Annotated in this window: 16 protein-coding genes; 13 read left to right on the plus strand and 3 right to left on the minus strand. The window is 39.9% G+C overall.

What is annotated here, in order from left to right; all coding sequences use genetic code 11:
* Positions 1-138: 138 nt before the first annotated feature.
* From NLP_RS19060 to NLP_RS34250, 10 genes are all read left to right on the plus strand, one after another.
* Positions 139-630, plus strand: a complete 492-nt coding sequence (locus NLP_RS19060; protein WP_104907761.1) for a hypothetical protein — start codon at positions 139-141, stop codon at positions 628-630.
* A 143-nt stretch (positions 631-773) separates the two neighbouring features.
* Positions 774-980 (plus strand): hypothetical protein, encoded by a 207-nt coding sequence (locus NLP_RS19065; protein ID WP_104907762.1) that lies wholly within the window; start codon positions 774-776, stop codon positions 978-980.
* Between the two features lie 208 nt (positions 981-1188).
* Entirely contained in the window at positions 1189-2445 is a 1257-nt protein-coding gene (locus NLP_RS19070) for a GNAT family N-acetyltransferase (protein ID WP_104907763.1), read from the plus strand.
* On the plus strand, positions 2426-2923 hold the full coding sequence (gene ruvX / locus NLP_RS19075) for a Holliday junction resolvase RuvX (protein WP_199784649.1): 498 nt from the start codon (positions 2426-2428) through the stop codon (positions 2921-2923). The genes NLP_RS19070 and ruvX overlap by 20 nt, the downstream gene beginning before the upstream one ends.
* A 143-nt stretch (positions 2924-3066) precedes the next feature.
* Positions 3067-3639, plus strand: a complete 573-nt coding sequence (locus NLP_RS19080) for a DUF3727 domain-containing protein (protein ID WP_104907765.1) — start codon at positions 3067-3069, stop codon at positions 3637-3639.
* Between the two features lie 231 nt (positions 3640-3870).
* Positions 3871-4497, plus strand: a complete 627-nt coding sequence (locus tag NLP_RS19085; RefSeq protein WP_104907766.1) for a hypothetical protein — start codon at positions 3871-3873, stop codon at positions 4495-4497.
* A 53-nt stretch (positions 4498-4550) separates the two neighbouring features.
* On the plus strand, positions 4551-5090 hold the full coding sequence (locus NLP_RS19090; protein ID WP_104907767.1) for a YqeG family HAD IIIA-type phosphatase: 540 nt from the start codon (positions 4551-4553) through the stop codon (positions 5088-5090).
* Between the two features lie 287 nt (positions 5091-5377).
* The gene (gene proB, locus NLP_RS19095; RefSeq protein WP_104907768.1) at positions 5378-6487 is read left to right on the plus strand and encodes a glutamate 5-kinase; all 1110 of its coding nucleotides are present in this window, start codon (positions 5378-5380) and stop codon (positions 6485-6487) included.
* Positions 6488-6538: 51 nt separating this feature from the next.
* Positions 6539-6685: a hypothetical protein gene (locus NLP_RS34245; RefSeq protein ID WP_199784650.1), complete on the plus strand. Its 147-nt coding sequence runs from the start codon at positions 6539-6541 to the stop codon at positions 6683-6685.
* 6 nt (positions 6686-6691) lie between these two features.
* Positions 6692-7126 (plus strand): Uma2 family endonuclease, encoded by a 435-nt coding sequence (locus NLP_RS34250; protein WP_234016982.1) that lies wholly within the window; start codon positions 6692-6694, stop codon positions 7124-7126.
* A gap of 184 nt (positions 7127-7310) precedes the next feature.
* Here the strand turns inward: NLP_RS34250 and NLP_RS19105 are convergent, their stop codons facing one another.
* A complete protein-coding gene (locus tag NLP_RS19105) occupies positions 7311-8312 on the minus strand; it encodes an ROK family protein (protein WP_104907769.1) in 1002 nt (333 codons plus the stop codon).
* Positions 8313-8408: 96 nt separating this feature from the next.
* On the opposite strand from NLP_RS19105, the gene NLP_RS19110 reads away from it, so the two are divergent.
* Positions 8409-8630 carry a hypothetical protein gene (locus NLP_RS19110; RefSeq protein ID WP_104907770.1) on the plus strand — a complete coding sequence of 74 codons (222 nt, stop codon included), beginning with the start codon at positions 8409-8411 and terminating at the stop codon, positions 8628-8630.
* An 18-nt stretch (positions 8631-8648) separates the two neighbouring features.
* On the opposite strand, the gene NLP_RS19115 is transcribed toward NLP_RS19110, so the two are convergent.
* Positions 8649-9401 carry a Mut7-C RNAse domain-containing protein gene (locus tag NLP_RS19115; protein WP_104907771.1) on the minus strand — a complete coding sequence of 251 codons (753 nt, stop codon included), beginning with the start codon at positions 9399-9401 and terminating at the stop codon, positions 8649-8651.
* Positions 9402-10504: 1103 nt separating this feature from the next.
* On the opposite strand from NLP_RS19115, the gene NLP_RS19120 reads away from it, so the two are divergent.
* Entirely contained in the window at positions 10505-11482 is a 978-nt protein-coding gene (locus NLP_RS19120; protein WP_104907772.1) for a sucrase ferredoxin, read from the plus strand.
* A 171-nt stretch (positions 11483-11653) separates the two neighbouring features.
* Here NLP_RS19120 and NLP_RS19125 read toward each other — a convergent pair whose 3' ends face one another.
* Positions 11654-13249, minus strand: coding sequence for a helix-turn-helix domain-containing protein (locus NLP_RS19125; RefSeq protein WP_104907773.1), 1596 nt, complete (start codon positions 13247-13249; stop codon positions 11654-11656).
* 1071 nt (positions 13250-14320) lie between these two features.
* On the opposite strand from NLP_RS19125, the gene fdxB reads away from it, so the two are divergent.
* The gene (gene fdxB, locus NLP_RS19130; protein WP_104909932.1) at positions 14321-14614 is read left to right on the plus strand and encodes a ferredoxin III, nif-specific; all 294 of its coding nucleotides are present in this window, start codon (positions 14321-14323) and stop codon (positions 14612-14614) included.
* Positions 14615-14793 lie beyond the last annotated feature (179 nt).

Consider the following 14793-nt stretch of genomic DNA (forward strand, 5'->3'; position numbering starts at 1 on the left):
GGAGAGCAGGGAGCAGGGGAGGATGAGGAGACAAGGGGACAAGGGAAAAGGAGAATAACCAATGCCCAATGCCCAATCCCCCATGCCTAATGACTAATGACTAATGACTAATGACTAATTGGTGTGAGGAAGTCGGTTATGAAGTATATTCCATCTTTGGTTTCAGTTTTAGGGGCTGGTTTGGTCTTGAGTTTGGCGAGTACTAGACCAGCACAAGCTCAAGTAGCTTATGGTAGTTATATCGGTATCGGCCCCACTATTGGTATTACCGATGGTATCCAATTTGGGGGGGTGATAGCAGGGCGCTACAAGCTTTTGGAAGCACCAATTTCACTGCGTGCCCAAGTGCTAATTGGTAATAATACGGCAGTTGTACCAACGGTTTCTTACGATTTACCCCTCAACTGGCAAGCTGATGCCTACCTGGGCGCAGGATTAGTTTTGGCTGGTGGTGGTGGTTCTTCTCCTGTGGGTGACAAAATTAGTTTTGCCTTACAACCGGGCATTGATTATATGATCCCAAATAGCAATACTGTCCTTTTTGGCAATGCCATTATTGCTTTTGATGCCTACCGAGATAGTAGTGGTACAGCTATCTCAGTACAAGGTGGTGTTGGTTTGAGATTTTAATAGCCGAGAAAAACTCTACTGCGATCGCTATCCCTAAGAAGCGTTAAACTTCATTGCAAATAAAGAAGTTAGTCCAAACAATGTGATAATTTTTGGTCATGAAGAGAGACAGCACAGGATTAACACAGGAGAACACAGTGGCAATGGAATCAAATTTATTAACGGATGCCGGCGCAGATGAAATGAATCAAGATTTCAGTGAATATGTCGCCAACCTGCAACTTCACATGACTCTACAAGCTCGCAATCTTGTTCCAACGCTGAAGCAAACACTAGTAGATAGTCGCCACCAATTACTCCATCAAACCCAAGCCCACTTTGAAAAGCTAGTTTCTCGGCAAGGGTTATAAAATATATACAAATTTTAATCAAAATTCAAATAAAATAAGGGCAGATGTTGTTGGGTCAATGCCAATGGTGTTCTCACAAGGTCTGCTTTTTCTGTTTTTTAAGTATTAAGTTACTAAAATCACCCTTTTGGCACAATAGTAGAGAACAGAAACTAGTTAAGATTATTGCAGCAGTTCCTTGCTTTGAAGAGCAGTTAGTTAAGGCTAAATGGCGGCTCGAATTAAAATGACTTCATTACTTCCCAGAAACCTCAGCGTTGTTATTCGACCAGTCCAATACCGGGATCTGGATGGAATCGAGCGCATAACTCAAGAGTCATTCGCAGCCCTCACTCCCAAGGGAGCAGGTTTTGCCATCAGCCAGATGCAAAGGCTGCGTCGCTGGTATGGATTACTCAAATTTTTAAGTTGGTTTCCTAACCCGCTACAGTATCGCCTCTGTGCCTATGTCGCGGAGCAAGGGCGGATACTTTTAGGGATGGTTCAAGTGTCACCTTTTAACCGCACACGCAGTACTTGGCGGATCGATCAAGTGCTACTAGAACGTGGTGTCGATAAACAAGGAATTGGTTCGCAACTTTTGCGTCATTGTTTTGAGTCGATTTTAGAAGCTCGCACTTGGCTACTGGAAGTTAATATCAATGACATAGAGGCGCTGGCACTATATCGGCAAAATGGATTCCAGCGTCTGGCAGAAATGACATACTGGGAAATTGGGCCAGAATTACTGGCTGAATTGGCACAAGCAGAGCCAGACTTGCCCAACCTCTTGCCTGTGAGTAATGCTGATGCCCAGTTGCTATATCAATTAGATACGGCATCGATGCCACCTCTGGTGCGTCAGGTTTTTGACCGCAATACCCGCGACTTTAAAACCAGTTTGTTCGGCGCTTTAACTGATGCAGTAATGCAATGGCTAACCAAAACAGAAGTAGTCAGTGGTTACGTATTTGAACCGCAACGCAAAGCTGCGATCGGCTATTTTCAGGTGCAACTCGATCGCAAGGGTGAAGTTCCCCATGCTGCAACGCTGACAGTTCATCCTGCTTACACCTGGCTTTATCCAGAATTATTATCTCAACTGGCTCGTATTGCCCAAGATTTTCCCCAGCAAGGGTTACAACTAGCATCCTCAGACTATCAGGCAGAGCGAGAAGAATATTTGGAGCGAATTGGGGCAAAACGCATAGAACATACATTAGTGATGTCGCGCTCTGTGTGGCACAAGCTACGAGAGTCGAAATTCGTCTCCTTAGAAGGAATCCAGTGGACTGATATGCTGCAAGGTTTACAACCTACTCGTAAACCTATACCAGGTGGGATGTCATGGATACAACCAGGAAAGTTACCATCGTCAGATAAACCTCTGCCAAGCAAGCCAGAACCGATTAACTTTTCGGTAAAAAACCCTAGCATAGAAACATCGCCGATTGCTGAATCAGCAGATGGACAGCAGGAGAATTAGTGTGATATCCCAAGAGCAACCAAAACCGTTTATTTCCGCGTTGGGACTAGATTTTGGCAGCAAGCGGATTGGTGTGGCTGGATGCGATCGCACGGGTTTAATTGCCACGGGAATCACCACAATTGAGCGCACATCTTTTGAGCAGGATGTCGAGCAAATCCGACAAATAGTTGATGAACGTGAGGTGCAAGTTCTAGTTATGGGCTTACCTTATTCAATGGATGGCTCACTAGGATTTCAGGCACATCAAGTTCAGAAATTTACTAAAAGACTTGCTAAAGCACTGAACCTACCTGTGGAATATATGGATGAGCGATTAACTTCATTTCAAGCAGAGCAACTGCTGATAGCTGAAAACCGCTCCCCATCACGCCATAAAGGTTTGATTGACCGCAAGGCAGCCGCTTTGATTTTGCAACAATGGCTGGATGTGAAGCGTGCCAACTCCCGCAGTTCAGTTGCAGCTATTGAATATTGATACCTTTTAACATGATATTCTGAAAACGATTAGCCAGCAGTTGTATCTACGTATAAAGCTATTTGTTTGACATAATATGTCATTAACTATAGTTAAACGATTTTCAAACTTGCTGGTATTTATTAAATTTCTACATTTCGGCTATGTTTTCCTCTCCATTTCCTGAAGAAAATGATAACGCTCATGCGGGTTCCATCACTTTAACCGATGACAAAGGGCGATCGCTCGATTGTTACATAGAGCATTCCCTGGAGGTAGATGGACAAGAATACGTTTTGCTTCTTCCTGTTGACTCACCTGTAGAAATTTTTTCTTGGGAAGGTGACGGTGAGGAAGAAGAAGCAGTTCTGGTAGAAGATGACACGATAATTGAGCAAATTTTTGCTAATGCCCAAGCTGTACTATCTGAGCAGAACTTGATATTAAAGAACACAGCTTATGCTCTGACTGTTGCAGGTGATTTACCGCCAGTGGAAGAATCAGAACTCTTCACCTTAGAAATCGAAGACGAAGAGGCAGATTTAGAGCCTGAGCAATTACAGTTACTCGCTAGCTTTTATGAAGAAGATCAGGAGTATGCAATTTATACACCCCTAGATCCTCTGTTGTTTTTTGCACGGATAACAAAAACAGGTGAACCCGAATTACTCTCTCCAGAGGAGTTCCGCAAAGTGCAGCCTCTGTTAGAAGAACATCTTTTTAATGAAGTTGAATAAGATTAAAAATTCAAAATGTAATATTTTCATTTTGAATTTTTTAATTGGTAGTTTTTGATTGAAATCACAATTTACTTAAATCTTTTACTTTGTTCCATTAAATGTTGGAAGCAATGAAACATTAACATTACATTGGGGCAACTAGTATTGTTTAAAATCCTGGAAAAAGCATTTTTGTAGGGATTTTGAATTCCACGATCTAAAATCTCAAATTAGTATGAGGTGCTGAAAATGGCTTATAGCGATTTTACATTAAGTAAATTTAAAAAGTCATTCAGTATCCGCATTGATGAAGAAACTGATTTATGTGCCGACATAGAACCTTTACAGGCAAGTGAGAAACTCAAAAATTCTTTAGAAGAAACTACAGAATTAGCTTTAGCGATTAATACTGAAAAAGCTCGTTCAGAAATGATTATCACTCCGATATTGTTGGAGGTAAGACGCAGAGCTAATTATCCAATTAGCTTATTTTCGGGAACAGATTTTAATGTAGATGCAGAAAAAGGTCTGAATGGATACTGTGACTTTCTTATCAGTCGTTCTAGAGAGCAGCTAACGATTAATGTGCCAGTGGTGGTTATTATTGAAGCCAAAAATGAAAATATTAAAGGTGGATTAGGTCAATGTGCAGCCGCAATGTTGGCAGCACATTTGTTTAATCAACAAGAAGGAAATGAAATCAGAAAAATTTACGGTGCGGTAACAACAGGGGAGATTTGGAAGTTTTTAAAGTTAGAAGAAAACGATATATTTATTGATTTGAATAATTATTATATTAAAGAGATAGATAAGATTTTAGGGATTTTATCTCAAAATGTTCAGGGAGACATTCCAGGATGGAGTTCGACTAACTAAACTATATTGGGTTATGCTCATTTGTCTTAGCTATCTACATTTGACTGTTGATTATGGTCTGGAACAATTTTTTACAGCCTGATTTGATTTTAGAGGGTTCAGTGTTGAACCTAACACCAGATATTATCCAAAAATACGGGCTTAAAGGGCTGGTATTGGATGTAGATGAAACTTTAGTACCCTTTACAGTCGGGATAGCTTCCCCAGAACTACGAGAGTGGGTAGAGCAAATCCGCACCTGTACTGCACTGTGTTTAGTGAGTAACAACCTCAGTGAAGCCCGAATTGGTGGAATTGCGCGATCGCTCAACTTACCTTACTACTTAGGTGCGGCCAAGCCTTCCCGACGCAAAATTAGAGCAGCACTTAGGGGAATGGATCTACCAGTACATCAAGTAGGAATGGTAGGCGATCGCTTGTTTACCGATGTTTTAGCAGGTAATCGTTTGGGAATGTTTACCATTTTAGTCGAACCAATTGTTCATGCCGATGCGGCTCTCCGCTCTCATCCCGTCCGCAACTTTGAAGTTTGGATATCTGAAATTTTGGGAGCCTCTATTACCCCCAAGAAAAAGAAGATTCACAAAAGTTGAGAAATCGTCAGGAAAGTAAATCTAAAGAAATAATTAAGGAATCTTACTGGAACCAAAAAATCGGGGATCATAAGTATTAATAACATGGGGTCAGCCAAAAAAGACTCTAACTCATACTAAGTAAATATACTTCCGTAAAGCGTCAACCTTCACTATAGAGGGATTGGCGCTTTACAATTTCTTTAGTCATTTGTCCTTTGTCATTTGTCCGTTGTCATTCGTCAGTTACTAATGATTAATGACCAATGACTAATGACCAATAACTAATGACCAATGACTAATGACTAATGACTAAAACAATTGTTGTGAAAATCGGCACTTCTAGCCTAACTCAATCAGAAACGGGACAATTAGCACTTTCTACCATTGCCACTTTGGCAGAGACACTCTGCGATTTAAGACGCCAAGGACATCGGGTGATTTTGGTTTCTTCTGGCGCTGTAGGCGTGGGTTGTGCGCGGTTGGGTTTAACTGAACGTCCCAAGGCGATCGCACTCAAACAAGCTGTAGCAGCAGTTGGACAAGGCAGGTTAATTCGTATATATGATGATTTATTTACTACCTTGCAACAAGCGATCGCTCAAGTATTACTGACTCGCAGTGACTTAGTACAGCGCAGCCGCTATCTCAATGTCTACAACACTTTTCAAGAACTATTGGGACTTGGAGTGATTCCCATAGTAAATGAAAATGATACCGTAGCAATAGACGAACTAAAATTTGGTGATAATGACACTCTTTCAGCATTGGTTGCCAGCTTAGTAAAAGCAGATTGGCTATTTTTACTTACCGATGTCGATCGGCTGTACTCAGCCGATCCGCGTTCTGTACCAGATGCGCGGCCGATCGCTCTAGTTAGTAGCATTAAAGAATTAGCTCAATTACAAATACAAACAGGTTCCCAAGGTTCTCGGTGGGGTACTGGCGGTATGGTGACAAAAATTTCGGCTGCGAGGATTGCCATTGCGGCGGGAGTGCGTACCGTAATTACCCAAGGGCGATTTCCCCGGAATATTGAAAAAATTATTCAAGGTGAACTTATTGGGACACATTTTGAACCGCAACCGGAACCAACTTCGGCGCGTAAACGTTGGATAGCTTACGGACTTGTACCTGCGGGTAAATTGTATTTAGATGAAGGTGCGATCGCGGCAATTTCTCTAGCAGGAAGATCCTTATTAGCGGCTGGAATTAAGGCGGTAGAAGGAGAGTTTGACACACAAGATGCTGTGCAATTATGTGACACCAACGGTAACGAAATTGCTAGAGGACTTGTAAATTACAACAGCAATGAACTGCAAAAGATTTCTGGGCGTCATTCACGAGAAATTTCCACAATTTTAGGATATGCCGGTGCAGAAACCGTGATTCATCGGGATAATTTGGTTTTGACTTAAAATGGAAATGAGATAAACTTTGTAACTACTAACTGAGAGAGTAAAAATATTATGACTCAAACGTTAGAAAATGTTGTTAACTTACCAGAAGAACAACGCTTCTTTCGACATGGGTTAAGTTGGGAACAGTTTAAAGCGATTCAAGCTAGCTTTGAAAATGTACCAGGAGTGCGCTTATTTTATTGTGATGGAGTCTGAGAAATAGTGACTATTGGTAAGCCTCATGAGGCGATCAAGCGTTTAATTCCTGCACTGCTGATTACTTATTTTGAAATTAAGGGTATTGAGTTTTTTCGTAGTGGGAGTTTTAGCCAGGTTCTTCCCAAGATAGTAGAATATCAAGCTGACTTATCTTATTGCTTTGAAAACGACAAACCGATACCAGACCTCTGTATTGAAGTAGTCAGTACTAGCGGTAGTCCCATAAAGTTACAGAAGTACAAATTAATGGGAGTCTCGGAAGTTTGGTTTTGGGAAGATGGCACATTTGAGGTTTACTGCTTACGAGAACAAGAATATGAGAAAGTTGTTAAAAGTAAGTTATTCCCAGAATTAGATTTATCCATACTCAATCGTTGTGTTTTATTATCGTCTCCCTTGGAAGCAATTAGAGAGTTTCGTCAAAATATTCAACGGTAGTAATAATAGGTTTAAATGAAAAAAAATATTTTAATATCGCTCAGAGTGTTAATTTTTACATTAGAATTATAAGTTTAATGGTGGGACAACAAAGAAGGCAGTTGGTGCATAGAGTAAAAAACACGCGCTCCATCACAATCAAAAATAACTAATTCTGTTTGCACACGCTCCACGCCTCACTCATTTACAAATTTGGGATTGTCATAGAAGCGATCGCTACACCGCCCCATAAAGGCGCATCATCCCCCAAAACCGCCGGCACAATTTCAAAATCAACTTCTGGCAAAGCCGTCTCCCGTGCCACCTGACGCACCACCCGCCAGAAATCCTCCCCCGCTTTCGTCACCCCGCCTCCCAACACAAAGCGCTGCGGATTCATCAAATTCGCTACATTGCCAATACCCACACCCAGCGCCCAAGCAGCCTTGTGCAAAACTTCCTTCGCCAATTCATCCCCAGCCGCCGCCGCCTCACTTACCAACTGTCCCGTCAGCAACCTTAAATCATCCCCCACCAAACCCCTCAAAATCTCTCCATCTCTGAGTCCTCCGCGCTTCTGTAGTACCCTTCGGGAAGCCGCTAGCGCGTCTACGTTTTCCAAAATTTCCCTAGCATTTTGCGCCATATAAGGTCCCGAAGCCAAACGTTCCACACATCCCCGCTTACCACACAAACACACTGGCCCAGCAGGATCTACAACGATATGTCCAATTTCGCCAGCCATCCCACCAGCACCCCGCCAAGGATGGCCGTTGAGTATCCAACCACCACCCACGCCAGTGCTGACAGTTATGTAAAGCAGACTATCGTATCCCTGTCCCGCACCAAAACGGTGTTCACCCAAAGCAGCAACATTGGCATCATTATCTACACCAACAGGAATACCAAACTCCTCCTCCAACAACCCTTTGAGAGGAATATTTTCCCATCCAGCGACATGATGAGATAGTCGCACCGTCCCTGTGGAAGCATCAACTGGGCCGCCAAAGCTGACACCGATCGCAGCAGGTTTTGTGTCTTGCAACAGAGAGTAAATTAGCGATCGCATAATTTCCAAGTCAGTATTAGCATCTGCACCTACTGGCGAGAGACGACGTTCATAACGCAACCACTTTCTAGAACCGATATTTACTGTTGCTGCTGCCTGCTTAGTTCCGCCAAAATCGAGAGCTAAAATTAATGTCATAGTTTTTTATACCTACGTGGTTTCTTTCTCAAGAAAGATGTTTGCAAGCAAAATAAATTCAACACTAAAGAAAATCCCATACTAATTTAGTAAATTATGACTCCCGATCAACCCAATCCACTCATTGATTTTTCTCAGGCCAAAGAACCTCCTATTTCCCTTGATGTCGATAAAGCTCAAGAGGCAGATCCCATTGAACCAGAAGAAGTTAGTGGACAAAGAAAGCAAAACCCCACTCTTGATGATTTTAATCGCGAAGATGAAGATCCAAGAATCGGGGGTAGTCAAATAATTAGTGGCAATATTTCAGGTGGTTAAATAATTGGCATGACTAAGCTACTCACCTTTTTGTGAGTTAAGTACTCCATCAATAAACTGTTGTAATCGTTCATAATGTGAACCTTTCCAATAAATGCGATCGCAGTCTTGACAGCGCTGGAATTGATCAATCTGCGATCGCACCTTTTCTGGCACTTGTTCAATAATGGATTGCTTATCTACAAGTTCTAATAATCCATTACAACGCAAACACCGTTTAAATGGTGAGATTAAATTAAATAAGTCGAAACGTTGCAGTACTTCTACAATTTGTTGTTGAGGGTTAGTGTTTCTAACATAATACCCATACGTTACCAAACTACGCATCAATAGACCTTTATCACGAGTCAAGAGAATCCGCCCTTGGCTGGAGGATATTTGGGCTAATTCTTCATCCTCGTAGTCATTGCGGTATAAAGTATCAAAACCTAAAAGTCGTAAAGATGTCGCAAGCTTCCCCAAATGAATATCTAAAACAAAGCGGATAATACTGAGTGGTTTTGGCAGAACAGAAACGCTTGGTATAATAACATTCTTCGCTGAAATTGGATAAACATTGATAGTGTCTCCATCGGAAACTATGTAAGAAAAATTTACACATTCACCATTAACATTTATAAAATCCACCTCTGGATGAGGGACGCCCAACGACTCAATCATGTCCTTAATTGAGGCTTTTTCCTCAAAAAAATGAGAGATTCTCACCTGTTTGTGATGCCGTGGTAAAAAATGATTCAATTCTGCATGAAAGTAGAAATATGCGATCGCCATAGCTACAGATATTTGGATTAGTAAGTGCGCCTTTACTAGCAACAATTCGTCATAATTGTAAAACTTTCTCTATTAAATTGAAGCTATCAATGCTTGTTATAGTAAGATATCTCTACTAAATGCCTGTTTACCTTGATTTAACCAATGTCCTAGAGGCAACAAATTGTAAAGAAGTCATAAAGATTCTTAAATACTTGCATTTATTATTGACTTCAGTTACAGTCAAAGCAGATGCTTATCATCAAACCCTGACAGTATCTTCGAGAAGTTAAATTAGGTAAAACGCTAAATACCAAATTTGTTAATGTTAATGTCAATGACACTGCTAATAATTAGTCACTACTTTTGATTATTAACTTATCGCAGATGGAGTACGGGGAAGTAAAGCATTTACCCCTAATTTGACTTTTTTTATTTTTCTCAGCCTATTGAGAAAAATTTGCAATAAGGATAGATTGATAGATATATTAGAAAGCAGATAGCGTGGAAGAAGTCTTAAAACAGTATTGGCTTACTTAAGCGTTTGCTGTTAATTAAATGCTTCTGCATCTACCTTTAGGAATATATTTCTCAGAAGATCAGCACAGAATTATATCTTTATGTGTAAAAGCAGGATATGTAACTAGCTATGTAGATAATTTCAGCAAAACTTTAAACAACTAGGTTGCTGCGAGGAATATTTTTGATTGTAGTATCAGCTACATCGATATTGTAAGCAAGTTAATCGTCGGTAACTCTCCAAGTCGCTTTGCGTCTGTGTACCAGATTTAATATATTTGATTTTGCCAAAGAAACCAAGTTTAGAAAAACTGAGTTTCCGCAAATTAAAATTTATTAAATACCAAATAACAATAAAACTAGATACAAAATTAACGCCACTCATACGGAAAAATATCTCTTGACACTGTTTATCTTTATTATGGAGAATTTATTAACCGGAAAGACCTCAATCAATAATGATGTTATAAAGTGGCTACCTAGTTTGAACTGAGAAATGAATATTGTTCTTTTTTATCTCCTTTAGTCAAGGATATTGTAGCTAAGAACACAATTGTATTTGGGAATACCTTTTGTCCATTAAATATGCTAATGAGTACAGCGAAATGAATACTTTTTTTTGTTCTGATGATTCACTGCAAGTAGGAGAAGATGTTATTGGTAGTGCCACTAATTATCAAACTTATATTTTAGTTGAGTGTCCTTTACCTTGGACATCCGAAGCCTTTAATTCCAAATGGGTGCCTCAGAATTTGAGGATTTTGGTAGAAGAAGTGAAGCGTGCTAAACTGCCGATTAGATTCCTCTTAATTGCTAATGATCTATCACACAAGGTAAATCATACTACGCTTTTGATTTATCAAAAACAAGAGGGGCTAAGTAATGGATACCATAAGCAAGAGTTTAAGCTAGCAAATATTGAGGAAGTAGCAGGAGTTGTCCAAAAATGGATATGGGGTATCAATTCTAATTCTGAAGTGGAAACTACTACAACTAGAGATATTTTAGTTTGTACCCACGGTAGCCATGACAAGTGTTGTGCGAGATATGGCGCTCCTTTTTACTTCCATATTACAGCGAGTAATGCTGATTTGTGCTTAGATAATGTGCGAATTTGGAAATCATCGCATTTTGGTGGACATCGGTTTGCACCAACAGTTATAGACTTGCCAGAAGGAAGATACTACGGTCGTCTCGATCAAGATTCATTTAGATCGATTTTGACTCGTACCGGCGATATTCAATGCTTACATAAAGTCTATCGAGGTTGGGGAATTCTGCCTGCTGTACTTCAAGTTTTGGAAAGAGAGTTAATCCTCTGTAAAGGATGGGATTGGTTTAACTACAAAGTTGCAGGCAAAATTTTGGAGCAAAGTTTAGACAATAATACTATCTTAGCTGAACTTAGTTTTGAACAACCTTGTGGTTCTCTCTACACTTACCAGGCTAAACTTGTGAAAGATGAAACCAAGACTCAACAACTGAAGAGTTCATGCAATGCTACACGAGAGTTGGTAGTTACTAAATATGCTGTCGGTAGTTTTTGGATTACCTCTAGTAAGGTAATGAGTTATAGTACATAGAAGTGGAGAGTGTTTTAAACGCAGAGGGACGCAAAGGTAAGCGCAGAGGGACGCAGAGTATTACTAAATTTAGTTCGCTCGGAATTAATTAAATACTGTATTTAGTATAACGGTGTAAAAATTCGTAATAAAATCTCTGTGTCTCTCTGTGTTTAAATTCCAAATATTGAATCAAGATGAAGCCATATTTAAGACTTTTCGTAACAGTATTTGGTCTTCTAATTTGGCTTTTAAACGACCATTTTCGATATCTCGAATCCAGCTTTGGCTTTTACCTGTGAGTTTTGCCAACTCTCTTTGGGAGAGATTCAAATTTTTTCGCGCCTGCAAAATCTGTTCACCTAGCAAATCGTTTGTAGCTTTGGGCTTCCTTTTGGCTTTAGCAGTTCTTGTTTTCTTTTTTTCTGATTCTGAAATTTGCTGTTCCCATTCTGGTGGGAGTTCAAAAGCCAAAATCCGCGCATTCATGAGCAGATTCCATTTACCACGGGGGCCTGTGTCTGTGAGGCGAGTTTCAGCACCACCGTCGTTAGTCCAAAATTCTAATGCTTCATCTGGATCTTCGGGAAGATCAATTAACTTCGCCCACAAAGGTTGAATTTCTGGTGGGTATGTAACTGGATCGAAAAGTGCCTTCATTCCATAGTGATTGAGAATTTCCAAGTCGCTTTCAAAGGTTCGCAGCAGACGTTTGCGTTCTTCCCGTTGTCTAGATGCAAGGGCGACTTTTTCTTCACCGTAAGCAATACGCAGCAGGGTAGGAATGGTGATGCGTTGTTCTTTGCCCATTTTGGTTTTAAACAGCAACCACAGCATTAGTCGGACTGCACCTTCATGTTGCTGCCAAATGCTCATAACTGTGGTTAGCAGCGTTTTGGGGAGACTACCGTATTGATAGAATGCGGTTCGCTCTTTACATGCTTGTTTGTTTAAGAAATATTGTGCCCATAAGCCTGCTTTGACTTTAAAAGTTAGCCCAATCAGATATTTGCATCCAAGATTGTCTTCTTGAAAGTGATGTTGAATATCTACCAAGTGCCATAAGCGGCTTCCGACAACAGAAAATCCGTTAATTCGACCTTGTTGGGGCCAGTCAATGGAGATAATCAAGGAGCAAGCTTGCTGCACGATATTTTTCATTAAAGCTAGCTTGGCAGCTTTGCTCAAGTCTTTGCGTTTCTCCATCCCCAAATATTTCTCGATTTGTCGCTCATCGATCGCAAATTCTTGCTCCCAAGGTTGCTCTAAAGCTGTAGCATAAGCTGCAAAAATCAGATGTATGCAAGCGGCTCTAATGTCAAGCCCCTCAATTGCTGCTATATCTGTGGCCTTGTCGTTAACTTTCAAGGGATCTTGGATGTGAAAAGCGATCGCACCTCGCCCTTGATTGACTTGTCGGCTGTAACTGATGTAGCCCTCTTCATCGGTTTCCCAGTGTAGGGATGTACGCTGCGCTAATACATTACAAGCTTCCCAAATTGCGATCGCTGAAGCAAATGGATTATTCTTGCCATTAGAAAACAAGTCTAAGCTGGTAGCATCTCTTGGTTCAACTTTGCATCTTCCCTTTTTCGCCTGCCAAGGAATGGGAGAATTAGTTGGACAAGCTATTACACATTGCGGTTCTGAATAATAGCCCTCGCAATTATTACAAAGACCAGGATCAACCCAGTATTCATTGTCCTCTATTCTGATTGCACCCGTAGGACATTGGGGGCGGCAGTTGTCACATCCAACGCAACTGTTGTTAGGAATTGTATAAGGCATTTGGCTCTTTTCCCACTCTAATCGTTGAGATGTCTGGCTCAGGTCTCCCCTGGATGAGTCCTGTTTATTCATGACTCGCTACACATTATCTTTATGGTGAGAATAGTCTTTTCTCACCACATTCAATCACCACATCTACTTGTTAACTTCGCATCCACTTGAAAGCTATTTAAGGCTTTCAAATTGAGCCTGACAAAACTTCTTATTAACTATACATTTCATGAGCAAAATAATTAATTTGTTCGTATTGAGCTTTAAAAAAGTTTTAACATTTATTTAATTAACTACTTAATGAACATTTTCACTTTGACCAGAAAACCTTACACAAAATATTTTTAGGAAATGTTTAAGCCTCTTACAATTAGACCTCATCTGATTTGTTAATAATTTTAATATTTAAGACATGATAATATTCTGCCATAAAGTTTACAGTTCCTTCATAAATTAATTCTGTTGATTCCGACGAAAGAATAATATTCATTTTGTCATCATTTATCTAAATATTTAAATCAAACTAAATTGAAAATTGTTGCTTTCTCCAATACATATTGCATATATCAAAATGTAACTGGCGAACATTTATTCTGGTATATATGTATACTGTTTATATAAATTTGTTTGCTTAGGTCTAAAAATATTTGAAAAAGAATATCATTACTCTTATAGATATAGTTGCATTTGCTGGAAACAATAGTTAAATCGGCAGTTATAAACTACATATACACGAGGCTTTACTCACCTGCATAGATTTTAAATCCTCAACTTTTTATTTATGCTCTGTATGAAAATGGCCGATTGTGGGCTGCTATCTCCAGTCAGATATTGAGTCAGAGACCCGGTGAATCCATTTCCATGTAGAGCAGGGGAAAAAGGAATACTAAATATTCATAAGAATTATTTGCAAGAAACTTTATCTATAACTTGAAATAAAAAACAATTTGCTATTGTGTTCAAAGTTATCGAAAATTGATGCTGTAAAAGTAATTTTTGAGTACAAAACAATAAAAAATTAGGATAATATGATGGTTAATGCACAAACAGATGACAGGCAAAAATGCCGAGGATTTATTCATGGCACAACTAACAGGTTTGACATTTGGCGGTAAGGCTTGGACACCAAAATTCGCTCAGGAAATCGACAAGGAAAAATGTATCGGCTGTGGCAGATGCGTTAAAGTATGCGGGTACAATGTGCTAGGTTTGAAGGCACTCAACGAAGAAGGCGAATTTGTAGAAGATGAAGATGAGGAAGAAGTTGAACGGAAAGTAATGGCAGTTACTTCTCCAGATAACTGTATTGGTTGTGAAGCTTGTTCACGGATTTGCCCCAAGAATTGCTACACGCATGTTGAATTAAACAATTAAGGTTTTTGAAGTTAGTCAAAATTGTTGTTAATTCAATGAGGCACTGTTTGTAGAAAGCGCAAATACGCTAGGCAAGGTAACTTGAGGGGAATACTAAATATTTACCGGAACTAATAAATAGTTCACAGTAAACAAATCCGTAAATCACAAAATGTGAGCTATTAACAAATTTAAACTTG

This window comes from Nostoc sp. 'Lobaria pulmonaria (5183) cyanobiont' (assembly GCF_002949795.1).
Taxonomy (GTDB): domain Bacteria; phylum Cyanobacteriota; class Cyanobacteriia; order Cyanobacteriales; family Nostocaceae; genus Nostoc.